Below are 25,507 nucleotides of genomic sequence, written 5' to 3'. Positions count from 1 at the left end.
CGTGTCGCCGGCGTCGGGTCCGTACGCTGCCCGCGTGGAGTTCACCGCGGACGTCGTCTATCACTTCTCCGAGGACCCGACGATCACCCGGTTCTCGCCGCACCTGGCGAAGACCGCCCAGGTGAAGGGGGCCTACGTCTGGGCCGTGCCGGCGCACCGGGCCTGCGACTACTGGTTTCCCCGGCAGTGCCCGCGAGCGATGACCTGGGCACGGCCGGACAGCGATCCGGCGGAGGTGCAGCGGATCCTCGGCCCCGACAGCAGCCGGGTGCACGCCATCGAGTACGGCTGGCTGGAGGCGATCCGGACCGTCGAGCTGTACGTCTACCGCTTCGATCCGGCCGGCTTCCGGCCGATCGACGACACCGACGAGCCACCCGCCGTCGTGCACGAGGACGAGGTGATCCCGCTCGGCCCGGCCGAGCCGGTCGGTGACCTGTTCGCCCTGCACGAGCGGGCCGGGATCCAGCTCCGGGTGCTGCCCCGGCTGCACGAATTCTGGGCCGCCGTGATCACCAGCACGCTGGGCTTCAGCGGCATCCGGCTGCGCAACGCCCTGCCCTGACACCGATCCGTTCGGAAGTCCGCCGCGCCCGCGTGGGTGAAACCTTGAGGTGATGCTGCGGTGATCTTTCTCCCGCGCGACCTGATCACCGGTTGGAATGTGACAACGGCATTCTCACGTAGTCCGACCACGGAGGTCGAGCCATGAGCGTCACTTCACAGGACAACATCACCGACGAGCATCGCGTCCAACTGTGGTTCGGCGCGGTGGTGCTCAGGACCTATCGAGCCGAACCCACGGCAGCCAGGGAATACGCGCGGTCGATCGGCCGGCGATTCCAAGGGCTTCGGGTCACGGTCGACGAGGGGGCGACCCCCGGCCTCGATCCGCTGCCGTGCGAGCAGCTCTGGACCCTGACGCCCTGATCGATTCGTCCGGCTGATCGATCGTTGCGCGATTCGGCGTTGCCATCGACGGCCGCGCGCCGCACGATCAGGACCATGACGCTGCTGCCGTACGGGATCGTCGCCGCACCGACCAATCTCGGACTCCGGCCGCCGGAGCCGACCGCCGTGCCGGGGGCGGCCAAGGCGCCCGAGGCGCTCCGTGAGGCAGGACTGCACGACCGGCTCGCGCTGGCCGACTTCGGCGCGGTGCTGCCGGGCCGTTATCGCGACGACGTCGTCGCCGGGGTGGACCGACTGCGCAACCAGGAGCCGATCGTCGCGCATGCCCGAGCGTTGGCCGACCGCTTCGATCGCGTCCACGCCGCCGGCCGGCGGCCGCTGGTGATCGGCGGCGACTGCAGCCTGCTGCTGGCGGCCGGCCTCTGGCTGCGGCGCCGAGGCCGGTTCGGGTTGGTGCACGTGGACGGCCACCTCGACTTCCGCCGTCCCGGCGGACCGGAGCAGTGCGCCAGCCTGGCCGGTGAGGATCTGGCCGCGGCGGTCGGACTGCACTGGCCCGCGATCAGCGACGTCGACGGGCTCGGCCCGTACTTCCGGCCGACGGACAGCGTGCATGTCGGGCACCGGGCGGACGACGAACACGCGGCCGACGCCCGCACCGTGATCGCCGACGTCGTATCGGCCGCCGACGTGATCAGGTCGGCCGACGCGGTGCTGGACCGGGTGCGCCCGATCGTCACCGCCGCGCCGCTGACCGGCTACTGGGTGCACCTCGACGTCGACGTCCTCGACCCGGCGCTGATGCCCGCGGTCGACTCGCCCTCGCCCGGCGGCCTCGACCCCGACCGGTTGGCCGCCGTGCTGCGGCCGCTGGTCCGCGACGCCGCCGGCCTGCAGGTCTGCGTCTTCGATCCCGAGCTCGACCCCGATGGTTCGGCCGCCCGGCTGCTCGTCGACCTGCTCGTCGACGTCCTGCCCTGATCCGTCGTCAAGGCGGTCAATCGTGCCGCGACTACCCGGCCAAACTGACCGGCATCATGCGCGGACGGTGATCCAGTCGACCAGCATCGTCGCCGGCAGGTCCGGTGATCCGTCGGCGTTGCCGGGCCAGTCGCCGCCGACGGCGACGTTGAGCAGCAGGAAGAACGGCTGGTCGAACGGCCACGGGCCCGGCACGTCGCCAGGGCTCAGTCGGAGGTACGGATGGTCGTTGAACCACCAGCTGATCTCGTTCGCGGTCCAGCGCACGGCGTAGCGGTGGAAGTCGTGGCTGAGGTCGATCCCGGTGTCGTACGACTCGCCGATCCCGTCCTCCAGGCCGCTGTAGCCCGGTCCGTGCAGCGTGCCGTGGACCGTGTGCGGATCGCCGCCGACGTGCTCCATCACGTCGATCTCGCCACAGTCGGGCCAGCCGACGTCCGGCAGGTTCTCGCCGAGCATCCAGAAGGCCGGCCAGGTGCCGCGGCCGCCCGGGACCTTGATCCGGGCCTCGACGTGTCCGTACCGCATCAGGAACTTGCGCTGAGTGATCAACTTGGCCGACGTGATCGTGCCGTCGGGCTCACGGCGCGCGGTGATCGCCAGTTGGCCGTCCCCGGTATGGGCGGCATTGCCGATCGCGTCGGTGTAGCGCTGATCTTGGTGCATGCCGCCGCGGCCGAGCTCGCGGGTCCAGATGGAGGAGTTCGGCGGCCGGCCTTCCTGCCCTTCGAAGGTTTCGGTCCACACCCGTTCTTCGTTGAGCATGTCTCGATCGTGCCACCGAAGTCGTTCAGCCGGCAGCGAACCGGGCCGGTCGCGGGACCGGAATCCGGTTAGCGTGGGCCCATGCGCGCGGACGAGGCGGACCAGGTCAGGACCAAGGACCCGCTGTTGCGGTCACTGATCGGCGCCGCGCTGCGTCGGACCCGGCAGGAGCAGAAGCGCACGTTGGCCGATGTCGCCGACGCCGCCGGGGTGTCCGTGCCCTACCTCTCCGAGATCGAGCGGGGCCGCAAGGAGCCGTCGTCGGAGGTGCTCGGTGCGGTCTGCGACGCGCTGCGGATCGAGTTGGTCGACCTGGTCGCCATGGTCGGCCGGCAGTTGGTCGCATTGCGAGCGGACCGGGTCGTGGTGCCGATCGGCAGCCGGCGCGCCCGGCGCCGGCTGCGTGGCCGGTACGCCGAGCTGCCGGCCCGGGACGAGCGCCCGCTGGAGATCGCCCGGCCGCACACCTCGCGCCGCTCCGGCGGCGACGTCACCTGCCTGCTCGCCGCCTGACCTTACGCTCCGGCGTCGGCGGCCGATCCTCAGCGGGCCAGGGCATCGACCGTCTTACGCGTCGTCACCACCTGATCGACGAGTCCGTACGCCACCGCCTCGTCGGCATTGAACGCCCGATCGCGATCGCTGTCGATCCTGATCTTGCTCTCCGAGTGCCCAGTGTGCAGCGCCATCACCTCTTCGATCTCCTCCCGGAGTCGTGACATCTCCTTGGCCTGCACGGCCAGATCGGGCAGCGTGCCGCGGGACTGACCGACCGGCTGCTGCAACATGATCTTGCTGTGCCGCAGCGCCGCCCGCTTGCCGTGCGTCCCGGCCGCCAACAGCACCGCGGACGCGGCGCCCGCCTGCCCCATGCAGAAGGTCGCCACATCGGACCGGACGAACTGCATGGTGTCGTAGATCGCCATCATCGCGGTGTACGAGCCGCCGGGTGAATTGATGTGCAGGTTGATATCGAGATCGGCGCTGGCCGAGTCGAGGTGCAACAGTTGCGCGATGATCACGTTCGCGACGCCGTCGTCGATCTCGGTGCCGAGGAAGATGATCCGCTCGGCCAGCAGCCGGGAATAGATGTCGAACGCCCGCTCGCCGGTCGGCGTCCGCTCCACCACTGTCGGAATCGTGTACTGACCCATGCCTACAGCCCCACCTTTCCCTGTGTTGCCGGCCGGACGTCTTCCATCCGGTGGATGATCTTGTCGACCATGCCGTAGTCGAGTGCTTCCTGGGCGGAGAACCAACGGTCCCGTTGACTGTCGGCGATGATCTTCTCCACCGGCTGGCCGGTGTGATCGGAGATCAGCTTGTTGACGATCTGCGAGGTCCGGTCGAGCTGCTTGGCGTAGATCTCGATGTCGGCCGCGGTGCCGCCGAAACCGGCCGATCCCTGGTGCATCAGCACCTGCGCATGCGGCAGCGCGTACCGCTTGCCCTTGGTGCCGGTGCACAACAGGATCTGGGCCATGCTGCCGGCCAGCCCCATCGCCAACGTGCTGACATCGTTGGGAATCATCTGGATCGTGTCGTACATCGCCAAGCCGGCCGACACCGAGCCACCCGGCGAGTTGATGTAGATGCTGATGTCGCGGCGCGCGTCCTGGGCCGACAGCAGCAACAGCTGGGCGCAGATCTGGTTGGCGATGGCGTCATCGACCTCGACCCCGAGCACGATGATCCGCTGCTCCAGCAGCCGGGCGTTGAGATGGTCGCCGAACGGCTGTGGCCGCTCGGTCTGGGTGGTGGTCATGATCACTCCTGCCTGTGGTGTTGTGATCAACCCTGGCCGACCGGACCGCCACACCCAAGATCGTTTAGCTCACGGCAGAGATTTCGACGGTCACATCCGGTCGAGGCGTCGGAGCAGCCAGTCGGCGGCGGCGTCGGCGTACCAGCGTTGGAGGGTGCGCAGGTAGGGGGAGTTGTCGACCTCGGGGCGGTGGCCGGCGATGGCGAAGTAGCCGAGCAGGGTGGCCAGGAAGCCGTTGATCAAGGATCGTTCGGACTCGGGGGCGAGGCCGGTGGCGGCGAGGAGTTGGTCGGCATCGAGGCCGTCGCCGTGCATGGAGATCAGCAGCGACATCGCGTCGGTCCAGGTCGGGCCGAGGACCGGGTAGTTCCAGTCGCAGACCCAGACCTCGGACCCGATGATCACGTTGTCGTCGCGGAGATCGCAGTGCACCAGGGTCGTCTTCGCGCAGTGAGCCAGGAACTCTCGGGCCAGCGCCGGTCCGGTCCCGACCAGCGAATCCGGCACGAGGCGTCGCTCGACCGCGGCGGACCAGTCGGCGGCGTTGGCGGCGAACTCGTCGTCGAAGCCGATCCAGTCGGCACCGCTCGGTGGCGGGGTGAGGACCCGGCTCATCGCTGCGACCCGGTCGAGCACGGCCTTGGCTTCGTCTTCGCGCCACGGCCGGATCGGTGGCCGGCCGGCGACGTCGGCGAAGCCGGTGATCAGCCACTCCGCGACTGGCGGAGTTTGCCCAGCGGCGGGCTCGGGGATCGATGAGGTGAACCGGTGATCGAAGATCGCCCGTGGCGCCGGCACGGCCGCGGGCAGCAGGCGCAGCTTGTCCACCTCGGCCTGATAGGCCTCGATCATCCACGGATACTCCGAGCTGGCCCCCTTGACGAAGACCCGGCTCCCGTCGGCCAGCAGCAGCCGGGAGGCGAAGCCGGGGGTGTAGCCGCCGCCCTGAGACTCGGCCCGCACCACGGTCCCGCCGGCCAGTCGCTCGATCTCGCGCCGGACCGGAGCAGGGAGCTCGGACCAGACCGGACGTCGCGCGGTGGCAGCGGTGGGGATCGGGGAGGGCCGGACCATGGCGATCAGGGTGCCCGATCGACGACGAGGTGTCGATCGGAATTCAACCTTCCGCCCACGGTCGTAGTCGATCGGCCGACGGGCGTACGGGTCGGAACCGGGGACGTACCGCATGTGCTCGGCCAGTGATCTTCCTAGCCTTCGATGCCATGAACTCTTCCAAGCTCCGACGCGCCGCCGCCCTGCTGGTGATCATGGTCGCCCTGGCCGTCTCGTCCTGTGCCGTGACCAGGATCGGCGGCGCGCCGGAGACCACCAGTTTCCGGCTGACCGGTGCGGCCGTGATCATTCGCTCCGACTTCGGCTCGGTCGAGGTGGTCCCGGTGCCGCCGACCGGCGGGCCCGACCACGAGGTCCGGATCACCCGCTGGTTCGAGGTGGAGAAGACGGCCGGTGATGCCCACGCGGAGTGGGCCAAGGAAGGCGACGACACGATCCGGCTCGGCGGGGTCTGCTCCGGGGTGATCATCGACTGCCGACTGCGGCACCGGATCGAGGTGCCGGCCGATCTGCCGGTCAAGATCAAGGCCGAGTCCGGCAGCGTCGTGGCCAGCCAGTTCACCGCCCCGCTTGAGATCGACGTGTCGGAGGGAAACATCAATCTCGATCGGGTGTCGGGTCCGGTCGAGCTGGCCACGAGCAACGGCAGCATGCGGGCCGAACGACTCACCTCCGAGCGCGTCGCCGCCAAGGCCGTCGACGGTTACGTGATCTTGGAGTTCGACCGGCCGCCGGCCGACGTCGCGACCCGGTCGACCCGGGGCAACACCACGATCCGGCTGCCCGCCGCCGACTACCGCGTCAAGACCGATCTCTCGTCGGCCAAGTCCACGATCACCGTAGGCCAGGACGCCGACTCCGAGCACCGGATCGCCGCGAAGGTGAGCGACGGCAAGCTGCGGGTCGAACCCGTCTGATTGGCACCGCTCTCGGCCGGCGAGCGCGACCAGCTCGTCCGACTGCTCACCCGCGTCGTCGACCATCCCGCCGGGGATTGACGCCACGGCCCTTATCCCACTTGCCCGGCCCGGCCTCGATCGATCAGGGTGTCCGGATGCATCAGTTGCCGTCGCCCTATCCGGGCCACCCGCATGCCGGGGCAGTGGCCCGGGAGATCGCCCAACAGGGCCTGCGGCTGCTGGTGCAGGTCGGCTCCGGCGTCCACGGCACCTCGATCGCCGGGCAGGACGACCGGGACGAGATGGGGTTCTGCCTCGAGCCGCCGGAGTACGTGATCGGGCTGGCCCGGGTCCCGGCCGGCGAGCGCGGCTCGATCCGGTTCGAGCAGTTCGAACGGCACACCGCCTGGGATCGCGACGGCGGCCTGCGGAATCGTTCCGGCGCGGGGGATCTGGACGTGATCGTCTACTCGCTGCGGAAGTGGGCCGGGCTGGCCGCCGACGGGAACCCGACGGTGCTGCTGCCGCTGTTTGTCCCCGAGGATGAGATCGTGGTCGGCTCGGCGACGGCGGACGAGGTCAGGGCCAACGCTCACCGGTTCGCCAGCAAGCGGTCGATCGAGCGGTTCCTCGGCTATCTGGAGAGCCAGGTCAAGGCGATGACCGGCGAGCGGTCGGCGCGGACCAACCGGCCCGAGCTGGTCGCCGAGCACGGCTACGACACCAAGTTCGCCATGCACGCCGCCCGGCTCGGCGTCCAGGGCGTCGAGTTCGCCACGACTCGGTCCATCACGCTGCCGATCCCGGAGCCGCACCGCGCCCTGCTACGGCAGATCCGGGCCGGCCAGTTGTCGCTGGCCGAGACGCTGACCGTGATCACCGGCTTCCGCGAGCAGCTGGAACGCGAGCTCGAGCGGGGCGGGCTGCCGGACGAGCCGGATCGGCCCTGGATCGACGCCTGGCTGATCCGCACCTACCGGGAGCACTGGGCCGGTTTCGTTCCCTGAGCTCGTCGAAGGGCCGGCCCGTTCGCGGCTCTGTTCCTCTGCGTCGTCGGATCATCGGTCTCGCCCTTCGACAGGCTCAGGGAGCGAACGCCGAACAGGGGTGTCGGGTAAAGGGGTGGCGGGAAGTGGTGGTTGCGATCGAGGATGCCGGGGTGAGCAACGCTCTGGTGGAGCCGGCGCTCGCCGCGTTGCGGCGGGACCGGCCGGATCTCGCCCGGCCTCCGCTCCGGACGATCTACACCGGGTTCTCCAGCGTGGTGGTCAGCACCGGCTCCGGATTCACGGTACGGATCGGGCGGAATCAGCAGGCGGGGGACACGCACGAGCGCAAGTGGCGGGTGGTGTCGCTGCTGGATGATCTTCCGGTCGCGGTGCCCCGGCCGGAGTGGCAGGTGCCGCCCGGGCCGGAGGTGCGGTTCGGGGCGGCGGCCTACCCGACGATCGAGGGGATCACGCTGCCCTGGGATCGGCCGGTCTCGGCCGAGGTGGTCGGCCAGTTGGCCCGGTTCCTGGCCCGGCTGCACGGGATCACCGATCCGGCGGTCCGGGACTCGGTCGACTCCTTGGAGGTCTGGCGGACCTGGGTGCTCGAGATGGTCGAGTCGTCGATCGCGCTGCTCGCGGGCGAACTGTCGTCGGCCGATCACGGCCGGCTGACCCGTTGGCATCGCGCCGAATTCGTGCCCCGGATCTGCGGGCTCGGCGACCGCGACGTGGTCGTGGTGCACGGCGACTTCTGGCACGACAATCTGGTGATCGGACCGGACGGCCTGGCCGGGGTGATCGACTGGGAAGCGGCCGAGCTGGCCGATCCGGCGGTGGACCTGGCGCCGGTGTGGGACATCGATCCGGCCCTGGGTGCGGCATTGCTGCGCGGCTATCAAGATCAGCTCGGCCCGGATGGCTCGCTGGCCGAGCGGGTGCGGTTGTTCCGGATCGCCCGCAATCTGGGCGGTGTCGCCTGGTCGGTCGACAACGACGACGCCGAGGAGTACGCCGACTCCCTGCTCAAGGTGCGATCGGTGCTGCCGCTGCTGGCTTGATCAACTGGTCGCTCTCAGCTCAGCCCGAGGACGCCGCGGACCGCGCGTTCGGTGAGCTCGACGTCGTGTGGCCGGTGGCCGGCCACGGCGATGGCGACCGCCTCGATCACGGCGAGGTAGGCCTGGGCGGTGTGCGTGGCCGGCGGACCGGGCGGGATCGAGCCGTCGCGCCGCCCGGCCATGATCAGCCGCCGACACCGCGCGGCGAGCCGGTCGATCAACTCGCCCACTGCGGCGCCGACCGGATGATCACGCTGGTTGAACTCGATCTGCAGCATCTGCATCACCGCGGCGATGTCGCGCCGGCAGTAGACGGTGTGCTGCCGGGCGACCGCGATCAGCGTGCTGGCCGGGTCGGCGTCGATGTCGAAGAGGTGGCCGACCTCGGCCTGCCAGGTCTCGGTGACCCATTCGACGATGGCGAGCGCCAACTCCTCCTTGCCGGGGAACTGATGGTAAAGCGCGCCACGGGTGTAGCCGGCCTCCCGGGCCACGTCGGCCAGCGACAGCCGGGTGTAGCCGTGGCGCGCGATGCCGCGGGCGGCCGCCTCGACCAGTGCCGTACGGCTCGCGGCCCGGCGTTCTGCCTGGGTCCGTCGCGGCTGGATCGTGTTCACCCGGCTCCTCTCCTCTGCTGGATTCCGCTGTCGAAGCCTAGGCGACGCTCCACCCGGCTCCGAACGAGTCCTAGATCACTAACAAACATACACACATGTTTGTTACTTTGGTGGCAACGAAATCGAGGAAAGGGGATCCGATGATCATCTGGGCTGGTGTTCTGATCACGTTGTGCGGCATCGGTCACACGGCCGGGTCGCTGGTGATGACGGTGCCGCGGTACGGGGCGGCGTGGCTGGGTCTGGAGCTGTGGCAGCCGGCGAACGCCGATCTGGTGCTGATGACACCGCTGACCGCGTCGTTCTGGTTCAGCAGTTACAGTTTCGGCCCGCTGCTGCTGTTGGTCGGCCTGATCGTGCTGTGGCTCGGCCTCCGTGGCATCACGCCGCCCGCCTTCATCGCCTGGGCGTTGGTCGGCTGGACCGTCGTCACCACGGTGCTGGCCGGGCTCTCACCGCTGCTGCTGCTGCCGGTCGCCGCCGTACTGCTGCTCGTCGGCGCCCATCGGGCCCGACGTCGTGGCGCGGCCCCCGCCATCCCGGTCGGGGCCCGGGTCGGGCTCAGTTGATCAGCGCCATCGGCGGCCGGCCCGGGATGAGGTGCCCCGCACCGACGTAGCCCTCGGGTCGGCCGTCCAGCTCCTTGATCAACAACTTCCGCCATCGGGCCACCCGGTCGGCCTGCTCCGGCTGCCGGCCGAGATCGGTCGTCTCCCGCGGATCGGCGACCAGGTCGAACAGCTGCTCCTGGCCGGTGCCGGACAGCCAGACGTACTTCTCCCGGCCGTCGGTCAACCACTGCAGGGACTGCCCGAGCAGCACGTGCTCGCCGTGCAGGTACGAGCGCCAGCCGGTCGACTCGCCCCGGATCAGGGGCAGCACACTGCGTCCCTCGACCGAGTCCGGCACCGGCAGGCCGGCACAGTCGAGCAGGGTCGGCATCACGTCGCGCAGCTCGACCACCTCGTCCCGGCGGACGCCCTTCTCGATCCCCGGGCCGGCCAGTAGGAACGGGATCCGCGCCGATCCCTCGTACGGATAGCCCTTCCGGAACAGCTCGTGCTCGCCGAGCATCTCGCCATGATCGGAAATGAAGGCGACGGTGGTGTCCTTGGCCAGCTCGAACTCGGCCAGCACCTCGCGCAGCCGGTTGAGCTGCAGATCGATGTGCGCCATGTGGCCGTAATAGCCGGCCCGGGCCCGGTGCAACACGTCCGCGCGCATCCGGGCTACGAAGGCGGTGTGCCGTTGATCTTGGCGATGATCGGCGAAGGTGTCGGTCCAGTCGCCGACGACCGGTTGATAGGGCGGCAACCGCAGGTACTGCTCGAAGGCCCAGGCCGGCGGGTCGAACGGCGGGTGCGGGCGGTGGAAGGACAGATAGAGGAAGAACGGATCGGCCGGGTCGCGCCGGTAGAGCCAGTTGATCGCCTGACTGACCACCCAGTTCGTCGGGTGGGTCGACTCCGGCTTGCTCCACGGCCGGGCGACGACGGAATTGCACTCCACCCCGTCCGCGAAGTAGTCGGCATCGGCCTCCTGGCCCTCGCGATTGCGCAGCCACGGCACGTAGTCGTCGTAGAACTCGACCGGCCTCGACCGCCGCCGCCCGTAATGCATGTAGCCGTCGTGCAGCAGGACGTCGTCGAACCCGATCCGGGACCGCGGCGGCTCGACGTGCAGCTTCCCGATCGCCTGGGTCTGGAAGCCGTGCCGCCGGAACTCGCCGGCCAGGGTGACCGGATAGTCGAACGGCACCCCGTCCTGATAGCCGGTCCGGCCGTGGGTCCGCTGGGACAGCCCGGTCATCAGCGCCACCCGGGCCGGCACGCAGGTCGGCGTCGCGGAGTAGGCGCGGCTGAAGCGGGCGCCGTCCAGGGCGAGCGCGTCCAGGTGCGGGGTGTGCAGCTCGGGATGGCCGTCGACCGACAGACAGTCCCCGCGCCACTGATCGACACAGATCAAGATCACGTTGCGCTGGCTCACGTCTCACCCCTGTTTCTCAACCGACCAAGGAGATGATCACCGCCCCGACGAGCAGCACCGAGTATCCCATGATCGACCACCGGACCACCCGCAGTCGGCGGCCGGCATCCCAACCGGTGAAACCGATCAGCCAGGCGAGGCCGGGCAGCACCAAGATCGCGTGCAGGGCGACCGCGTGCAGCGGCTTGAGGAAACCGGCGGTCGCGTACGCCGCGGCCGGATCGCCCGAGCGGGCGAGGGTGACACCGGTGGCGATCATGATCGCCCCGGTGCCGAACGCGGCCAGCAGCGTGCCGAAGCCGTAGCGCAGCGCCAGCCGCAGCTCCGGGGTCAGGTCGGCGGTGCGCCGCAGCGCGGCCCCGGCCAGGATCAGCCCGACGGCGATGATCACGAAGCCGCCACCGGCCAGCGTCATCGACACCGACGTGTCGAACGGCGTCTCGAAGTTGAAGTGCGACGGCACGCCGCGCCAGGCCTGCAGCGTGATCAACACCGTCTCGAGCACGCAGACCACGGTGAAGATCGACAACACCGCCGCCCGGAACCAGGAGCCCAGCCGGATGAACGAGCTGGCCCAGACGACGGTCGCCAGGGTCAGCCCGAACGACAGACCGAACGTCGCCGCCTTGCGCAGTGAGGTCGGACCCTCCCACGACGCCCCGGTCAGCAGCAGCACGGCGACGTGGCCGAGGCCGCCGGCGAACAGCACCCCGGCGACGACGTACCAGAGCCGCTCCAGCGGACGGGCTCCGATCCAGATCCGGGGCAGCGCCCCGACGGCCGCCCGGGACGCGGTCAGCACGGTGTTCATGGTGGCTCCCTTCGGCCCCTTCATCGTCGCGGCGAACCGGCCCGGGCGCATCGGCCGATCGACGGCCCCGGCGTACGCAATCCTGCGTAGGGCGTGCGGCCGTTCCGTGCTTGATTGGTCACACTCGACGCTCGCGGGGCGCGGCGAGGTTCCCGGCACGACATACCCTGATCCCGTGGATGCTGTGCAGCGGCCGGCCCTCCGGGTGAAAACCACGGAGGTCGCCGATCTCGGGGACCTGGTCGTGCGGCTGGCGCGGCGGGAGGCGTGCGGCTGGGTGCGGGACGGCGCCGGGCTGATCGGCCGCGGCGAGGTGGCCCGCTACAAGGCCGGCTCGTTCGTCGATGCCGAGCGGTGGTGGACCGAGCTGGTCGACGCCGCCGAGATCGAGTCCGACCTCGACGATCCGCCGTCCGGCGCGGGCCTGGTGGCGTTCGGCAGCTTCGTCTTCGATCCGAACAACACCGACGCCCAGTCGCTGCTGATCGTGCCGGAGATCGTCTACGGACATCGCAACGGCCGCAGCTGGATCACCGAGATCTCCGATCCGACCCGCTTGACCCCGCCGCTCTCGGCGGTGCCGGAGCCCGAGGCGCCGCCGCGGCCGCCGAGCACGATCCGGTACGCCGACGGAGCGCTGAGCGGGCCGCAGTGGGAGGGCGCCGTCGCGGAGGCGGTGCGGCGGATCAACGCGGGCGGTCTGGACAAGGTCGTGCTCACCCGCAATCTGCTCGCCGTGGCCGACGAGGATCTGGACCCGCGCTGGCTGTTCCGGTCCCTGGAGACCACCTACCGGCGCTGCTGGACCTACCTGATCGACGGACTGGTCGGTGCCACGCCGGAGATGCTGGTCCGGTCCGAGGCCGGCCTGGTCACCTCCCGGGTGCTGGCCGGCACGATCCGCCGGACCGGCCGCGATGATCATGATCTTGCCCTGGCCGCCGCGCTGTCCACGTCCAGCAAGGATCTGGAGGAGCACGAATACGCCGTGCGCTCGGTGGCCGCGGCACTGGCTCCGTACTGCTCCGGGATGAACGTGCCGGACGCCCCGTACGTGCTCGAACTGCCCAACGTGCTGCACCTGGCCACCGACGTCACCGCCGCCCTCGATCCCGGCACCAGCTCGCTCGGCCTGGCCGCCGCCCTGCATCCGAGCGCCGCCGTCTGTGGCACCCCGACCGATCTGGCCCGGGACACGATCGCCGAGCTGGAGAAGATGGACCGCGGTCGCTACACCGGCCCGGTCGGCTGGATCGACTCCCGCGGCGACGGCGAGTGGGGGATCGCGCTGCGCTGCGGCCAGATCGACGACACCGACCCGCGACAGATCCGCGTCTATGCCGGTTGCGGCATCGTCGCCGGCTCCGACCCCGAGCTCGAGTTCGCCGAGTCCAACGCCAAGCTGGTCCCGATGCGGGACGCGTTGGGGGAGAACTGACCCGGTCGGTCTTTCACGTTAACGAGTCCGCCGTGGCCGTGGTGCTGGCCGGCGGGGCTTCGCGGCGGTACGGGGCGGACAAGCTGGCCGCCGACGTCGTGGGGGCACCGCTGCTCGACCGGGCCGTCGCCGGGTTGGCCGGGGACCGGCGGGTGATCATCGTCGGCCCGGCCCGCACGATCGGCCGGCCGGTGGAGTTCGTCGCCGATGATCATCCGGGCGGCGGGCCGGCGGCGGCGATGATCACCGGGCTGCGGGCCGCTCTGGCCACCCCGGCGGAGTTGATCACGGTCCACCCCGGGGACGCACCTGGCGGCGGCACCGCGGCGGAGACCCTGTTGGCCAGGCTCGCCGAGCTGCCGGACGAGGCGGGCGTGATCGCCGTCGACCAGTCGGGCCAGGAGCAGCCGCTGCAGTTCGCGATCCGGCGGCCGGCGGCGGAACGGTTGATCGAGGCCGCCGGCGCCGAGGGCGGTGCGAATGCCTCCGCCCGGCGACTGGTGCTGCCGCTCGGCCTGACCCAAGTCGAGCTGGCCGCGGCGGAGACCTGGGACATCGACACGCCCGACCAGCACCGGGCCTGGGCCTGGCGCGACTCCCCGGCGGTGCGGCAGATCCTGGCCGCGATCGACGCCGAGGCCCCGGCGAAGTTGATCTTGCTCGGCGCCGAGCCGGCCGCGGTCACCGCGCTGGTCCGCGCGGTAGTCCTGGCTCGGCGCGGGTTCGTTGCCGGCCCGAGCAAGTCGGCGGCGTCGGCCGGCTGGACGACGGCGGTCCTGCTCACGGACGACCCGGCCAGCGCCCGGACCTCCGCCCTCCGGATCGCGCTCCGCTCGGTCGGCGATCCGCTGGGCCCGGACGGTGTGGATCTCTGGGTGAACGTTCCCTGAGCCGATTGAAGGGCGCGCGCCCGACTGGGCGGATCGTTGGTTGGGTTCCGCGAGTGTCGGTTCGGTCTGGCGACGGTGAAAGACGCGCCAAGGACGGGCCGGGTTCGTCGTTGTGCGGGCTGGGCCGGCCGGCTGTCGGCCGGCCCACGGCCCGCCCGACCGATTCGCCTGCGCGCACGTCGAGTGGACGCTTTGGCCACGATTTCTGCACTTTTGGTGGCCAAAGCGTCCACTCGGCGAGAAACCGGCAGCCGGCCGCGATCACGACCCCAGCACCGAACCCGGCCGCCCTTTGGTGCGTCTTTCCACCGTCGCCGGACCGCACCCTGCCGCGAAATCGAACCCCGCCGCACCGGCCAGTCGTCGTCCCTTCGACAGGCTGAAGGAACGTAGCCGGGGCCCTAATTACGCAAGATCAGCCATGCGTAATTAGCGCGGATCTTCCTTACAGGCTTGGGAAATCCCGTGCGGCGCGCCGCGGGTGGGTCAAGTGGCGGCCCAGAAGCAGGAGTCGTAGACTGACGCCGAGCTAGTGATTGTTTTCACTAACTCGTGACCCCGTAGTGCTGTGGTGCCGAGCGCGCCAGGCAACAACACCTAGCAGGAGCGGCAATGGGTCCCACCCTGTCCGGCGTCATCCGCCTGCGCGACGACGCCGAGACCGAGCGAGCCGGCCGTTTCTCGACAAGGAGGGCCGGCCAGCGGTGAGCCCCTACATCGGCATCGTGATGATGCTGGCGATCGCCGCCGCGTTCGTCGGCCTGACCATCCTGACCACCATGATCGTCGGCCCGGGGCGTTACAACCGGGCCAAATACGACTCGTACGAGTGTGGCATCGAGCCGACTCCGCAGCCGATCGGCGGCGGGCGCTTCCCGGTGAAGTACTACATCACCGCGATGCTGTTCATCGTCTTCGACATCGAGATCGTCTTCCTCTATCCCTGGGCCGTGTCCTTCGAGCAGATGGGCACGTTCGCGCTGGTCGAGATGGTGCTGTTCATCGTCACCGTCTTCGTGGCGTACGTCTACGTGCTCCGACGTGGGGGACTGGAATGGGACTGAACAACCACCGCAAGGCTTCGGAGGTGCGCTGATGGGCGTAGAAGAGAAGCTCCCCACCGGGGTGCTGCTGACCACCGTCGAGAACATCTTCGGTTACATGCGCAGTGCCTCGTTCTGGCCGGCCACGTTCGGCCTGGCCTGCTGCGCGATCGAGATGATGACGTACGGCGCGCCGCGCTACGACTCCGGTCGCTGGGGCCAGGAGGTCTTCCGGGCCTCGCCGCGCCAGGCCGACCTGATGATCGTCGCCGGCCGGGTGAGCCAGAAGATGGCCCCGGTGCTGCGCCAGATCTACGACCAGATGCACAACCCCAAGTGGGTGCTCGCGATGGGCGTCTGCGCCAGCACCGGCGGCATGTTCAACAACTACGCGATCGTGCAGGGTGTTGATCATGTGGTGCCGGTCGACATCTATCTGCCCGGCTGCCCGCCGCGGCCGGAGATGTTGATCGACGCGATGTTCAAGCTCCGCGACAAGGTCCGCGAGCGTCCGGTCGGGTTGAACGAGATCGAGGCCAACGAGCGCGCCGAGCAGCGGGCCTTGAGCATGGTCCCGACGCACGAGATGAAGGGTCTGTTGCGATGAGCGACAAGCCGCGCCGGGCCAAGGGCCCCGACGAGGAGCCGACCGAGAGCCAGTCGGCCAAGGCCCAGCACACCGGCGGCACCGCCGCCCCGAGTGATGCCCTGGCGACCGAAGCTGATCAAGCTGATCAAGACGGCACCACCCGGGCCGAGGTGATCGGTGTGCGTCGCGGCATGTTCGGCGCCACGGGTTCGTCGGACACCTCCGGCTACGGCGGCTTGATCAAGACCGTCGAGTTCCCGGCCGGATCGCTGCCTCCGTACGGCGGCTGGTTCGACGAGGTGTACGACCGGATCTGCGAGCTGATGCCGAATCACGCCGAGGCGATCACCCGGGTGGTGGTGCACCGGGGCGAGATCACCTTCTACGTCGAGCGGGAGCACTTCGCCGAGTTGGTGCCGCAGTTGCGGGACGACGCGGTGCTGCGGTTCGAGTTCTGCAGCAGCATTTCCGGCGTCCACTACCCGGCCGACAACGGGCGCGAACTGCACGCGGTCTACCACCTGCAGTCGATGACCCACAACCGGCGGATCCGGGTCGAGGTCACCGCACCGGACGCCGATCCGCACATCCCCTCGGTGGTGCCGACTTACCCGACGGCCGACTGGCACGAGCGGGAGACGTACGACATGTTCGGGATCATCTTCGACGGTCACCCGTCGTTGACCCGGATCCTGATGCCCGACGACTGGCCGGGCTTCCCTCAGCGCAAGGACTATCCGCTCGGCGGAATCGACGTCGAATACAAGGGCGCCTCGATTCCGCCTCCCGATCAGCGGAGGAGCTACAACTGATGTCGAGCACCACGGATCCCTACGGCACCTTTACCGACGACGACGCCGATCAGACCTACACCGTCACCGGGCAGGACTGGGACACGGTCGTCGCCGATCAGGCCGAACGCGGCGACGAGCGGATCGTCGTCAACATGGGCCCGCAGCACCCGTCCACCCACGGCGTGCTCCGGTTGATCTTGGAGATGGAAGGCGAGTCGGTCACGGAGGCCAGGACCGGCATCGGCTATCTGCACACCGGGATCGAGAAGAACATGGAGTTCCGCACCTGGACCCAGGGCGTGACCTTCTGCACCCGGATGGACTACCTGTCGCCGCTGTCGCAGGAGATGTCCTACTGCCTCGGCGTGGAGCGGTTGCTCGACATCGAAGATCAGATCCCGGAGAAGGCCGAGGTCATCCGGGTGATGATGCTCGAACTGAACCGGATCTCCTCGCACCTGGTCTGCATCGCCACCGGCGGGATGGAGATCGGCGCGCTGACCGTGATGACGATCGGCTTCCGCGAAAGGGAGAAGGTCCTCGACGCGTTCGAGTTGATCACGGGCCTTCGGATGAATCACGCCTACATCCGGCCCGGCGGCGTCGCCAACGACCTGCCCGACAACGGCCTTGATCATCTTCGCGATCTGGTCAAGTGGCTGAAGCGGCACCTGCCGGAATACGCCGACTTCTGCAACGAGAACCCGATCTTCAAGGGCCGGCTCAGCGACGTCGGCTACCTCGATCTGGCCGGCTGCATGGCGCTCGGCATCAGCGGCCCGACGCTGCGTTCCACCGGCTACGACTGGGACCTGCGCAAGAAGCAGCCCTACAGCGGCTACGAGACGTACGACTTCGAGGTCCAGACCTGGGACACCTGCGACTCCTACGGCCGGTTCCGGATCCGGCTGAACGAGATGTGGGAGAGCGTCAAGATCGTCGAGCAGTGCATCGAGCGGCTGGAGAAGATGCAGGGCGACCCGGTGATGGTCGCCGACCGCAAGATCGCCTGGCCGGCCCAACTGGCCATCGGCAGCGACGGCATGGGCAACTCCAACGAATACCTGAAGCACATCATGGGTGAGTCGATGGAAGCGCTGATCCACCACTTCAAGTTGGTCACCGAAGGCTTCCGGGTGCCGCCCGGCCAGGCCTACGTGCCGGTCGAGAGCCCGCGCGGCGAGCTCGGTGCGCACGTCGTCTCCGACGGCGGCACCCGGCCGTTCCGGGCCCACTTCCGCGACCCGAGCTTCGTCAACCTGCAGGCGATGCCGGTGATGTGCGAGGGCGGCATGGTGTCGGACGTGATCGTTGCGGTCGCTTCCTTGGACCCGGTTATGGGAGGTGTTGATCGGTGAGCGGCGAGAACGGCCACCTGAAGACCCACTTCGACGAGCCGAGCCTGGACTACTCGGTCACCGAGACGAGCATCGGCGAGGACACGATCAACGAGCTGCGGCAGATCGCGGCCCGTTATCCGCAGGCCCGGTCGGCTCTGCTGCCGATGCTGCATCTGGTGCAGAGCGTCGAGGGCCGGGTCACCCCGGCCGGGATCGAGATCTGCGCGGACCTCCTCGGCCTGACCGCGGCCGATGTCTCCGGCGTCGCGACGTTCTACACCATGTACAAGCGCAAGCCGGTCGGTGACTACCACGTCGGCGTCTGCACCACCGCGCTCTGCGCGATCATGGGCGGCGACGAGGTGCTGTCCCGGCTGCAAGATCATCTCGAGGTCGGCAACGACGAGACGACCGAGGACGGCAAGATCACGCTCGAGCACATCGAGTGCAACGCCGCCTGCGACTTCGCCCCGGTGATGATGGTCAACTGGGAGTTCATGGACAACCAGACCCCGGAGTCGGCGGTCGAGGTCGTGGACAAGCTGCGGGCCGGTGCGGAAGTCCAGTCCACCCGCGGCGCCCGGATCTGCACCTGGAAGCAGGCCGAGCGGGTGCTGGCCGGCTTCCCCGACGGCCGGGCCGACGAGGGTCCGGCGGCCGGCCCGGAATCCGTGCTGGGCTTGGAGATCGCGCGACGCAACGGCTGGAAGGCACCGGAGCCCGGGGCGGTTCCGGAGGCTTCGGCCGAGTCCGAGGAAGGAAAGGCCTGATGGTCGACACGGTCACGCCGGTCCTCACCGCCAACTGGGGCGACGACCGCGCCTGGAAGCTCAACAACTATGAGCAGGGCGGCGGTTACCAGGCCCTGCGCAAGGCGTTGCAGCAGGCGCCGGAGGAGATCGTCAGCCAGGTCAAGGACTCCGGGCTGCGCGGCCGCGGCGGTGCGGGCTTCCCGACCGGGATGAAGTGGAGCTTCATCCCCAAGGACAACCCGAACCCGACCTATCTCGTGGTCAACGCGGACGAGTCCGAGCCGGGCACCTGCAAGGACATCCCGCTGATGCTGGCCAGCCCGCACACGCTGGTCGAGGGCGTGATCATCGCCTCCTACGCGATCAAGGCCAAGTACGCGTTCATCTACGTCCGCGGCGAGGTGCTGCACGTGATCCGCCGGCTGCAGCAGGCGGTCCGCGAGGCCTACTCCGCCGGTTACATCGGCAAGCACGTGCTCGGCACCGAGTTCGATCTCGAGGTGATCGTGCACGCCGGCGCCGGCGCGTACATCTGCGGCGAGGAGACGGCGCTGCTGGACTCGCTGGAGGGCCGTCGTGGCCAGCCGCGGCTGCGGCCGCCGTTCCCCGCGGTCGCCGGCCTGTACGCCAGCCCGACCGTGATCAACAACGTCGAGTCGATCGCCTCGGTGCCGTGCATCGTGGCCAACGGGCCGGACTGGTTCTCCTCGATGGGCTCGGAGAAGTCCAAGGGGATGACGATCTACTCGTTGTCCGGGCACGTGGCCAACCCGGGGCAGATCGAGTCCCCGATGGGGATCACGCTGCGCCAGCTGCTGGAGATCTCCGGCGGGATGCGGGAGGGGCACGAGCTCAAGTTCTGGACCCCGGGCGGCTCGTCGACGCCGTTGCTGACCAAGGAACACCTCGACGTCCCGCTGGACTACGAGGGCGTCGCCGGGGTGAAGTCGATCTTGGGCACCAAGGCCCTGCAGTGCTTCGACGACACCACCTCGATCGTCCGCACCGTGCTGCGCTGGACCGAGTTCTACAAGCACGAGTCCTGTGGCAAGTGCACCCCGTGCCGGGAGGGCACCTGGTGGCTGGTCCAGATCCTCAAGCGGCTGGAAGAGGGCCGCGGCGAGGAAGGGGACATCGAGAAGCTGCTCGACCTCTCCGAGAACATCCTCGGCCGCTCCTTCTGCGCCCTGGGCGACGGCGCTACCGCGCCGATCACCTCGGGCATCCAGTACTTCCGGGACGAGTTCGAGGCCGGCATGCACACCCCGGCCTGGGAGCTGTTCCCGTACGAGCGCAGCACGATCTTCGTCCGTCAGCCGGCTGAAGCGGGAGTGAGTTCATGACGGTCACCGCCGATAAGAGCCCTTCGACGGGCTCAGGGGACGTGGTTCCGAAGGAAGACCTGGTCACGGTCACCATCGACGACGTCGAGGTGTCGGTGCCCAAGGGCACCCTGGTGATCCGCGCCGCCGAGCTGATCGGTGTCGAGGTGCCGCGGTTCTGTGATCATCCGCTGCTCGAGCCGGTCGGCGCCTGCCGCCAGTGCCTGGTCGAGATCCCGGATGCCGGCAACGGCCGCGGGATGCCGAAGCCGCAGGCCTCGTGCACGCTCGAGGTGATGCCGGGGATGCAGGTCCGGACCCAGGTCTCCTCGCCGGTCGCCGAGAAGGCGCAGCACGGCAACATGGAATTCCTGCTGATCAACCACCCGCTGGACTGCCCGATCTGCGACAAGGGCGGTGAGTGCCCGCTGCAGAACCAGGCGATGAGCCACGGGTATGCGGAGAGCCGGTTCACCGATCTCAAGCGGACCTTCCCGAAGCCGATCAACATCTCGGCCCAGGTGCTGCTGGACCGCGAGCGCTGCGTGCTCTGCGCCCGCTGCACCCGGTTCTCCGAGCAGATCGCCGGCGATCCGTTCATCGCGCTGGTCGAGCGCGGCGCGCTGCAGCAGGTCGGCATCTACGAGCGCGAGCCGTTCGAGTCCTACTTCTCCGGCAACACGATCCAGATCTGTCCGGTCGGCGCGCTGACCAGCGCCGCCTACCGGTTCCGGTCCCGGCCTTTTGATCTTGTCTCGACGCCGTCGGTGGCCGAGCACGACGCCTGTGGTTCGGCGATCCGGGTTGATCATCGCCGCGGCACCGTGATGCGCCGGATGGCCGGCAACGATCCCGAGGTGAACGAGGAGTGGATCACCGACAAGGACCGGTTTGCCTTCCGTTACGGCCGCGGTGACGATCGGCTGACGTACCCGCTGGTCCGTGACACCGACGCGGCGACCGGCGAGAGCGTGCTCCGGCCGGCCTCCTGGCCCGAGGCGCTGCAGGCCGCGGCCGACGGGCTGAAGCAGGCCGGCGACTCGGTCGGCGTGCTGACCGGCGGCCGGCTCACCGTGCAGGACGCCTACGGCTACTCGAAGTTCGCCCGGGTGGTCCTGGGCACCAACAACATCGACTTCCGGTCCCGGCCCAACACCGCCGAGGAGGCCGAGTTCCTGGCCCACGCGGTCGCCGGCTCGGCGTCCCGGCCGGGCGCCGCCCCGGTCAGCTTCGACGACCTGGAGTCCGCCTCCGGCGTGCTGCTGGTGTCGTTCGAGGCCGAGGAGGAGGCCGGAACGATCTTCCTCCGGCTGCGCAAGGCGCACCGGAAGAGCAAGCTCAAGTCCTGGACCCTGGCCCCGTACCTGAGCAACGGCGCCCGCAAGCACGGCGCGACCTTGATCAAGACCGTGCCCGGGGCCGAGGCGGCGACGTTGAACCAGCTGCCGGCCGGCGTCCAGCTCGACGCCGACTCGGTGATCTTGGTCGGCGAGCGGGCGGCGCTGTCGTCCGGCACTCTGACCGCGGTGCTGGCGCTGAGCCGGTCGACCGGCGCCCGGATCGCCTGGATCCCGCGCCGGGCCGGTGATCGCGGCGCGGTCGAGGCCGGCTGTCTGCCCAACCTGCTGCCCGGTGGTCGCCCGATCTCCGACGCGAGCGCGCGGGTCGACCTGGCCAGCGCCTGGGGCGTCACCGAGGTGCCGGCCCTGGAAGGCCGGGACGGCGACGAGATGCTGATGTCGGCCGCCGACGCCGAGCTCGGCGCGCTGGTCGTGGCCGGCGTCGACCCGGGCGACCTGATGGACCCGCAGTCCGCGCTGGAGGGGCTGGAGCAGGTCGGCTTCGTGATCAGTGTCGAGCAGCGCGCGTCGTCGGTGACCGAGCGGGCCGACGTGGTGCTGCCGGTGTCGCTGATCGAGGAGCGGGCCGGCAGCTTCCTCACCTGGGAGGGCCGGGAGCGGCCGTTCCCGGTGGTGATCAAGCGGGACAACGTGATGACCGACCTGCGGGTGCTGGCCGCGCTGGCCGACCTGCTGGGCAAGGATCTCGGCGTCCGCTCGGCCGCCGAGGCGAGCGCCGAACTGGCCGAGCTCGGCCCCTGGGACGGCCACGTGGCGCCGGCCCCGAACATCGAGCCCGGCCGGGCCAGCGTCCCCGGCACCACGACCGTGGTGCTGGCCACCTGGCGGCTGGCGATCGACGCCAGCCGGTCGGTGGACAACGAGCCGGAACTGCTGGCGACGGCCCGCCGCACCGTGGCCCGGCTCAGCACGGCGACCGCCGAGGCCGCCGGGATCGGTGATCAGATCCGGATCGAGAATGATCATGGATCGTTGCAGTTGCCGGTCGAACTGGTGCCGGAGATGGCCGACGGAGTGGTCTGGGTGCCGACCCTGGCCCCGGGCATCGGGGTGGCCGACCGACTGGCCGCCGCGGCCGGTGACGTGGTCCGGATCGCGGCACCGGAAGCGTCGGCCGACCCGGTCGAGGATGAGCAGGGAGCCTGATCATGAATCCGCTCGATCTCACGATCTTCGGCACCGCCCCCTGGTGGGTGGTGCTGCTCAAGGCCGTCTTCGCGTTCGTGGTGCTGCTGGTGATGACGCTGTTCACGATCGTCTACGAGCGCAAGGTCGTCGGCCGGATGCAGCACCGGCACGGTCCGACCATGAACGGCCCGTTCGGCAGCCTGCAGTCCCTGGCCGACGGCATGAAGCTGATGTTCAAGGAAGACCTGACGCCCAAGGCGGCGGACAAGCTGGTCTTCATGCTGGCGCCGTTCGTGATCGCCATCCCGGCGATCACCGCCTTCGCGGTGATCCCGATGGCCGGTCCGGTGCAGGTGCCGTTCACCGACATCGTCACGCCGCTGCAGGTGGCCGACTTCCCGGTCTCGGTGCTGTTCATCGTCGCCGTGGCCGCGGTCGGCGTGTACGGCATCGTGCTGGCCGGTTGGTCCTCCGGCTCGACGTACCCGCTGCTGGGCGGACTGCGCTCCAGCGCCCAGGTGATCAGCTACGAGGTCGCGATGGGCCTGGCCCTGGTCGCGGTGTTCCTCTACTCCGGCTCGATGTCCACCTCGGAGATCGTCGAGGCACAGGCGGTGCCGCGGACCGCGATCCTGTTCAACACCGAGATCCCGATGCCGACCTGGTATGCGGTGGTGCTGATCCCGTCGTTCGTGATCTACCTGATCTCGATGGTCGGCGAGACCAACCGGGCCCCGTTCGACCTGCCCGAGGCCGAGGGTGAGCTGGTCGCCGGTTTCGCCACCGAATACTCCTCGATGCGCTACGCCATGTTCTTCATGGCCGAGTACATGAACATGATCACGGTCTCCGCGCTGGCCACCACGCTGTTCCTCGGCGGCTATCACGCGCCGCTCCCGTTCAACCTGATCCCGGGGCTGGACGTGGGCTGGTGGGGCCTGCTCTGGTTCCTGCTCAAGGTCGTCGCCTGCCTGTTCCTGTTCGTCTGGCTGCGGGGCACCCTGCCGCGACTGCGCTACGACCAGTTCATGCACTTCGGCTGGAAGTTCCTGATCCCGATCTCGCTGGCCTGGATCGTGCTGGTCTCGGCGTTCCGGCTCGGCACCAACGAGGGCTGGTTCCCGCCGCAGTTGTTCTGGATCGCCGCCGCGGTGATCTTGATCGCGCTGCTCGTGGTCCTGTTCGTCGGCGACCGGAAGCCGGAGGAGGACGAGGACGTGGCGGTCGAACCGTTCGACGCGTTCGCCGGTGGCTATCCGGTGCCGCCGATGGGCGGGCAACAACTGCCCGAGCTGTCCGGCGTGGTCACCCCCGACGAGGACCACCAACCGAGACGGTCGGCCACGGTGTCCAACAGCGCCGCGGGCGAGTCCGCAGAGAGGGCTGATTCCTGATGGGTGTGCTGGATCCGATCGCGGGCTTCGGCGTCACGTTCAAGACGATGTTCCGCAAGACGTTCACCGAGGAGTATCCGCTGGCGCCGCGGATCACCGCCCCGCGCTTCCACGGCCGGCACCAGCTGAACCGCTGGCCGGACGGGCTGGAGAAGTGTGTCGGCTGCGAGCTGTGCGCCTGGGCCTGCCCGGCGGACGCGATCTACGTCGAGGGTGCGTCGAACACCGAGGAGGAGCGCTTCTCCCCGGGTGAGCGGTACGGCCGGGTCTACCAGATCAACTACCTGCGTTGCATCCTCTGTGGGCTCTGCATCGAGGCCTGCCCGACCCGGGCGCTGACGATGACCAACGAGTTCGAACTGGCCGACGACAACCGCAAGGCGTTGATCTACGAGAAGCAGGAGCTGCTGGCGCCGCTGCTGCCCGGGATGGAGCAGCCGCCGCATCCGCGCCGCCTCGGCGACGACGAGCAGCAGTACTTCCTCGGCCTGCCGGCGACCGGCCGACCCGACGATCGGGCCGGCGACATCAGCGGGGTCGAGCCGAAGCCGATCAACCAGGGCATCAAGGGCTGGAAGCAGAAGAAGAAGGAAGCCAAGCAGGCCGCCAAGCTCGAGGAAGAACGCGCTGCCGCGCAGCAGCAGGAGGCGAACCGATGATCAGCCTCATTCCGATGGTGACTGGGGCCGAGGTGGCCTTCTGGCTGCTGGCGCCGATCATGATCTTGGGCGCTCTGGGCCTGGTGCTGGCCAAGCGCCCGGTGCACTCCGCGCTCTGCCTGGCCGTGGTGATGATCTCGCTGGCGATCCAGTACGCGGCGTTGGAGGCCCCGTTCCTGTTCGCGGTGCAGATCATCGTCTACACCGGCGCCATCCTGATGCTGTTCCTGTTCGTGCTGATGCTGGTCGGCGTCGACGCGGCGGACTCGCTGGTCGAAACGATCAAGGGCCAGCGGGTGCTGGCCGGGATCGCCGGCCTCGGCTTCGCCGTCCTGCTGATCGGCGCCGTCGGCAACGCCATCGTCGGCAACCCGCTCGGCCTGACGCAGGCCAACGCGGGGCTCGGCGAGGGCGGCTTCGGCGGCAACGCCCAGGGGCTGGCCGCGTTGATCTTCAACGACTACGTCTTCGCCTTCGAGGCGACCGCGGCGCTGTTGATCACCGCCGCGGTCGGCGCGATGGTGCTGGCGCACCGGGAGCGGCTGAAGGAGAAGAAGTCGCAGCGCGACCTGTCCGGCGAGCGGATGCGCCGCTATGCCGAGACCGGCGAGCACCCCGGCGCCCTGCCCACCCCGGGCGTTTTCGCCCGGCACAACGGGGTGCACGTGCCGGCCCTGTTGCCGGACGGCACCGTGTCGGAGAAGTCGGTGTCGCAGACGCTCAAGGCACGCGGTACGGTGCTCGATGCCCGCGACCTGACCCGGCCGATCGAGGAGTCGCTGAAGTCGGTTGCCGGCGACAAGCTGTCGATCTACCGGCCGCCGCCGACCCCGGAGACCACAGCGCGCCCGGAGCTTGTCGAGGGGCAGACCACGGAGGGCGGCCCTTCGACGGGCTCAGCGAACGATAACTCGACCGGTGAGGAGGAGAAGTAGTC

At 69.3% G+C, this 25,507-nt stretch carries 27 protein-coding genes; 20 read left to right on the top strand and 7 right to left on the bottom strand.

Going from position 1 to position 25,507, the window contains the following annotated elements; all coding sequences use genetic code 11:
• Nucleotides 1-34 precede the first annotated feature (34 nt).
• The 3 genes from FNH24_RS10700 to FNH24_RS10690 all read left to right on the top strand — a co-directional run bounded on the left by FNH24_RS10700 (nt 35) and on the right by FNH24_RS10690 (nt 1,893).
• Nucleotides 35-565 (top strand): DUF6886 family protein, encoded by a 531-nt coding sequence (locus FNH24_RS10700; protein ID WP_152362162.1) that lies wholly within the window; start codon nt 35-37, stop codon nt 563-565.
• Nucleotides 566-708: 143 nt separating this feature from the next.
• A complete protein-coding gene (locus tag FNH24_RS10695) occupies nt 709-930 on the top strand; it encodes a hypothetical protein (protein ID WP_152362161.1) in 222 nt (73 codons plus the stop codon).
• A 75-nt stretch (nt 931-1,005) separates the two neighbouring features.
• Entirely contained in the window at nt 1,006-1,893 is an 888-nt protein-coding gene (locus tag FNH24_RS10690) for an arginase family protein (protein ID WP_152362160.1), read from the top strand.
• 54 nt (nt 1,894-1,947) lie between these two features.
• On the opposite strand, the gene FNH24_RS10685 is transcribed toward FNH24_RS10690, so the two are convergent.
• Nucleotides 1,948-2,658: a glycoside hydrolase family 16 protein gene (locus FNH24_RS10685; protein ID WP_152362159.1), complete on the bottom strand. Its 711-nt coding sequence runs from the start codon at nt 2,656-2,658 to the stop codon at nt 1,948-1,950.
• 81 nt (nt 2,659-2,739) lie between these two features.
• On the opposite strand from FNH24_RS10685, the gene FNH24_RS10680 reads away from it, so the two are divergent.
• Complete coding sequence (locus FNH24_RS10680) at nt 2,740-3,171, top strand: helix-turn-helix domain-containing protein (RefSeq protein ID WP_152362158.1); 432 nt, start codon at nt 2,740-2,742, stop codon at nt 3,169-3,171.
• Between the two features lie 29 nt (nt 3,172-3,200).
• Here FNH24_RS10680 and FNH24_RS10675 read toward each other — a convergent pair whose 3' ends face one another.
• The 3 genes from FNH24_RS10675 to FNH24_RS10665 all read right to left on the bottom strand — a co-directional run bounded on the left by FNH24_RS10675 (nt 3,201) and on the right by FNH24_RS10665 (nt 5,497).
• Nucleotides 3,201-3,812 (bottom strand): ClpP family protease, encoded by a 612-nt coding sequence (locus FNH24_RS10675; protein ID WP_152362157.1) that lies wholly within the window; start codon nt 3,810-3,812, stop codon nt 3,201-3,203.
• A gap of 2 nt (nt 3,813-3,814) precedes the next feature.
• Nucleotides 3,815-4,423 carry a ClpP family protease gene (locus FNH24_RS10670; RefSeq protein WP_152362156.1) on the bottom strand — a complete coding sequence of 203 codons (609 nt, stop codon included), beginning with the start codon at nt 4,421-4,423 and terminating at the stop codon, nt 3,815-3,817.
• A gap of 90 nt (nt 4,424-4,513) precedes the next feature.
• On the bottom strand, nt 4,514-5,497 hold the full coding sequence (locus FNH24_RS10665) for a phosphotransferase (protein ID WP_152362155.1): 984 nt from the start codon (nt 5,495-5,497) through the stop codon (nt 4,514-4,516).
• Between the two features lie 149 nt (nt 5,498-5,646).
• On the opposite strand from FNH24_RS10665, the gene FNH24_RS10660 reads away from it, so the two are divergent.
• From FNH24_RS10660 to FNH24_RS10650, 3 genes are all read left to right on the top strand, one after another.
• Entirely contained in the window at nt 5,647-6,414 is a 768-nt protein-coding gene (locus tag FNH24_RS10660; RefSeq protein ID WP_152362154.1) for a DUF4097 family beta strand repeat-containing protein, read from the top strand.
• Nucleotides 6,415-6,551: 137 nt separating this feature from the next.
• Nucleotides 6,552-7,403 (top strand): nucleotidyltransferase domain-containing protein, encoded by an 852-nt coding sequence (locus tag FNH24_RS10655; RefSeq protein WP_152362153.1) that lies wholly within the window; start codon nt 6,552-6,554, stop codon nt 7,401-7,403.
• Nucleotides 7,404-7,555: 152 nt separating this feature from the next.
• Nucleotides 7,556-8,446 (top strand): phosphotransferase family protein, encoded by an 891-nt coding sequence (locus tag FNH24_RS10650; protein ID WP_161606083.1) that lies wholly within the window; start codon nt 7,556-7,558, stop codon nt 8,444-8,446.
• Nucleotides 8,447-8,460: 14 nt separating this feature from the next.
• Here FNH24_RS10650 and FNH24_RS10645 read toward each other — a convergent pair whose 3' ends face one another.
• The gene (locus FNH24_RS10645; RefSeq protein WP_152362151.1) at nt 8,461-9,063 is read right to left on the bottom strand and encodes a TetR/AcrR family transcriptional regulator; all 603 of its coding nucleotides are present in this window, start codon (nt 9,061-9,063) and stop codon (nt 8,461-8,463) included.
• 140 nt (nt 9,064-9,203) lie between these two features.
• Here FNH24_RS10645 and FNH24_RS10640 point away from each other — a divergent pair, with 140 nt between their 5' ends.
• The gene (locus FNH24_RS10640) at nt 9,204-9,632 is read left to right on the top strand and encodes a DUF6463 family protein (protein ID WP_152362150.1); all 429 of its coding nucleotides are present in this window, start codon (nt 9,204-9,206) and stop codon (nt 9,630-9,632) included.
• Here FNH24_RS10640 and FNH24_RS10635 read toward each other — a convergent pair.
• Nucleotides 9,625-11,049: an arylsulfatase gene (locus FNH24_RS10635; RefSeq protein ID WP_152362149.1), complete on the bottom strand. Its 1,425-nt coding sequence runs from the start codon at nt 11,047-11,049 to the stop codon at nt 9,625-9,627. The two genes, FNH24_RS10640 and FNH24_RS10635, sit on opposite strands and share 8 nt — an antisense overlap.
• 16 nt (nt 11,050-11,065) lie before the next feature.
• Nucleotides 11,066-11,911 carry a hypothetical protein gene (locus tag FNH24_RS10630; protein ID WP_217428164.1) on the bottom strand — a complete coding sequence of 282 codons (846 nt, stop codon included), beginning with the start codon at nt 11,909-11,911 and terminating at the stop codon, nt 11,066-11,068.
• Between the two features lie 124 nt (nt 11,912-12,035).
• Here FNH24_RS10630 and FNH24_RS10625 point away from each other — a divergent pair, with 124 nt between their 5' ends.
• From FNH24_RS10625 to FNH24_RS10570, 12 genes are all read left to right on the top strand, one after another.
• On the top strand, nt 12,036-13,298 hold the full coding sequence (locus FNH24_RS10625; RefSeq protein ID WP_246186834.1) for an isochorismate synthase: 1,263 nt from the start codon (nt 12,036-12,038) through the stop codon (nt 13,296-13,298).
• A gap of 32 nt (nt 13,299-13,330) precedes the next feature.
• Entirely contained in the window at nt 13,331-14,188 is an 858-nt protein-coding gene (mobA, locus tag FNH24_RS10620; protein WP_161606082.1) for a molybdenum cofactor guanylyltransferase, read from the top strand.
• A gap of 704 nt (nt 14,189-14,892) precedes the next feature.
• Complete coding sequence (locus tag FNH24_RS10615; protein WP_152362146.1) at nt 14,893-15,252, top strand: NADH-quinone oxidoreductase subunit A; 360 nt, start codon at nt 14,893-14,895, stop codon at nt 15,250-15,252.
• 31 nt (nt 15,253-15,283) lie between these two features.
• A complete protein-coding gene (locus FNH24_RS10610; RefSeq protein WP_152362145.1) occupies nt 15,284-15,838 on the top strand; it encodes a NuoB/complex I 20 kDa subunit family protein in 555 nt (184 codons plus the stop codon).
• On the top strand, nt 15,835-16,632 hold the full coding sequence (locus tag FNH24_RS10605) for an NADH-quinone oxidoreductase subunit C (protein ID WP_152362144.1): 798 nt from the start codon (nt 15,835-15,837) through the stop codon (nt 16,630-16,632). The genes FNH24_RS10610 and FNH24_RS10605 overlap by 4 nt, the downstream gene beginning before the upstream one ends.
• Nucleotides 16,632-17,972: an NADH-quinone oxidoreductase subunit D gene (locus tag FNH24_RS10600; protein WP_152362143.1), complete on the top strand. Its 1,341-nt coding sequence runs from the start codon at nt 16,632-16,634 to the stop codon at nt 17,970-17,972. The genes FNH24_RS10605 and FNH24_RS10600 overlap by 1 nt, the downstream gene beginning before the upstream one ends.
• Entirely contained in the window at nt 17,969-18,724 is a 756-nt protein-coding gene (nuoE, locus tag FNH24_RS10595; protein WP_152362142.1) for an NADH-quinone oxidoreductase subunit NuoE, read from the top strand. Before FNH24_RS10600 ends, nuoE begins: the two co-directional genes overlap by 4 nt.
• Nucleotides 18,724-20,049 (top strand): NADH-quinone oxidoreductase subunit NuoF, encoded by a 1,326-nt coding sequence (gene nuoF / locus FNH24_RS10590; RefSeq protein WP_152362141.1) that lies wholly within the window; start codon nt 18,724-18,726, stop codon nt 20,047-20,049. Before nuoE ends, nuoF begins: the two co-directional genes overlap by 1 nt.
• The gene (locus tag FNH24_RS10585) at nt 20,046-22,535 is read left to right on the top strand and encodes an NADH-quinone oxidoreductase subunit G (RefSeq protein ID WP_152362140.1); all 2,490 of its coding nucleotides are present in this window, start codon (nt 20,046-20,048) and stop codon (nt 22,533-22,535) included. Before nuoF ends, FNH24_RS10585 begins: the two co-directional genes overlap by 4 nt.
• A 2-nt stretch (nt 22,536-22,537) precedes the next feature.
• Entirely contained in the window at nt 22,538-23,911 is a 1,374-nt protein-coding gene (gene nuoH, locus FNH24_RS10580) for an NADH-quinone oxidoreductase subunit NuoH (RefSeq protein WP_152362139.1), read from the top strand.
• Nucleotides 23,911-24,570, top strand: coding sequence for an NADH-quinone oxidoreductase subunit NuoI (nuoI, locus tag FNH24_RS10575; RefSeq protein WP_152362138.1), 660 nt, complete (start codon nt 23,911-23,913; stop codon nt 24,568-24,570). The genes nuoH and nuoI overlap by 1 nt, the downstream gene beginning before the upstream one ends.
• Entirely contained in the window at nt 24,567-25,505 is a 939-nt protein-coding gene (locus tag FNH24_RS10570; protein WP_152362137.1) for an NADH-quinone oxidoreductase subunit J, read from the top strand. The genes nuoI and FNH24_RS10570 overlap by 4 nt, the downstream gene beginning before the upstream one ends.
• Nucleotides 25,506-25,507 lie beyond the last annotated feature (2 nt).

Origin of the sequence: Microlunatus speluncae, assembly GCF_009299835.1 — a bacterium.
Classification (GTDB): Bacteria; Actinomycetota; Actinomycetes; order Propionibacteriales; family Propionibacteriaceae; genus Microlunatus; species Microlunatus speluncae.
The sequence above is the reverse complement of the archived record's forward strand: the minus strand, read 5'-3'. Positions and strand labels throughout refer to the sequence as shown.

Coding starts and splice junctions, on each gene's coding strand:
- FNH24_RS10695 (WP_152362161.1), top strand. CDS start 709: ATGAGCGTCACTTCACAGGACAACATCACCGACGAGCATCGCGTCCAA.
- FNH24_RS10690 (WP_152362160.1), top strand. CDS start 1,006: ATGACGCTGCTGCCGTACGGGATCGTCGCCGCACCGACCAATCTCGGA.
- FNH24_RS10685 (WP_152362159.1), bottom strand. CDS start 2,658: ATGCTCAACGAAGAACGGGTGTGGACCGAAACCTTCGAAGGGCAGGAA.
- FNH24_RS10680 (WP_152362158.1), top strand. CDS start 2,740: ATGCGCGCGGACGAGGCGGACCAGGTCAGGACCAAGGACCCGCTGTTG.
- FNH24_RS10675 (WP_152362157.1), bottom strand. CDS start 3,812: ATGGGTCAGTACACGATTCCGACAGTGGTGGAGCGGACGCCGACCGGC.
- FNH24_RS10670 (WP_152362156.1), bottom strand. CDS start 4,423: ATGACCACCACCCAGACCGAGCGGCCACAGCCGTTCGGCGACCATCTC.
- FNH24_RS10665 (WP_152362155.1), bottom strand. CDS start 5,497: ATGGTCCGGCCCTCCCCGATCCCCACCGCTGCCACCGCGCGACGTCCG.
- FNH24_RS10660 (WP_152362154.1), top strand. CDS start 5,647: ATGAACTCTTCCAAGCTCCGACGCGCCGCCGCCCTGCTGGTGATCATG.
- FNH24_RS10655 (WP_152362153.1), top strand. CDS start 6,552: ATGCATCAGTTGCCGTCGCCCTATCCGGGCCACCCGCATGCCGGGGCA.
- FNH24_RS10640 (WP_152362150.1), top strand. CDS start 9,204: ATGATCATCTGGGCTGGTGTTCTGATCACGTTGTGCGGCATCGGTCAC.
- FNH24_RS10630 (WP_217428164.1), bottom strand. CDS start 11,911: ATGCGCCCGGGCCGGTTCGCCGCGACGATGAAGGGGCCGAAGGGAGCC.
- FNH24_RS10610 (WP_152362145.1), top strand. CDS start 15,284: ATGGGCGTAGAAGAGAAGCTCCCCACCGGGGTGCTGCTGACCACCGTC.
- FNH24_RS10605 (WP_152362144.1), top strand. CDS start 15,835: ATGAGCGACAAGCCGCGCCGGGCCAAGGGCCCCGACGAGGAGCCGACC.
- FNH24_RS10600 (WP_152362143.1), top strand. CDS start 16,632: ATGTCGAGCACCACGGATCCCTACGGCACCTTTACCGACGACGACGCC.
- nuoF (WP_152362141.1), top strand. CDS start 18,724: ATGGTCGACACGGTCACGCCGGTCCTCACCGCCAACTGGGGCGACGAC.
- FNH24_RS10585 (WP_152362140.1), top strand. CDS start 20,046: ATGACGGTCACCGCCGATAAGAGCCCTTCGACGGGCTCAGGGGACGTG.
- nuoH (WP_152362139.1), top strand. CDS start 22,538: ATGAATCCGCTCGATCTCACGATCTTCGGCACCGCCCCCTGGTGGGTG.
- nuoI (WP_152362138.1), top strand. CDS start 23,911: ATGGGTGTGCTGGATCCGATCGCGGGCTTCGGCGTCACGTTCAAGACG.
- FNH24_RS10570 (WP_152362137.1), top strand. CDS start 24,567: ATGATCAGCCTCATTCCGATGGTGACTGGGGCCGAGGTGGCCTTCTGG.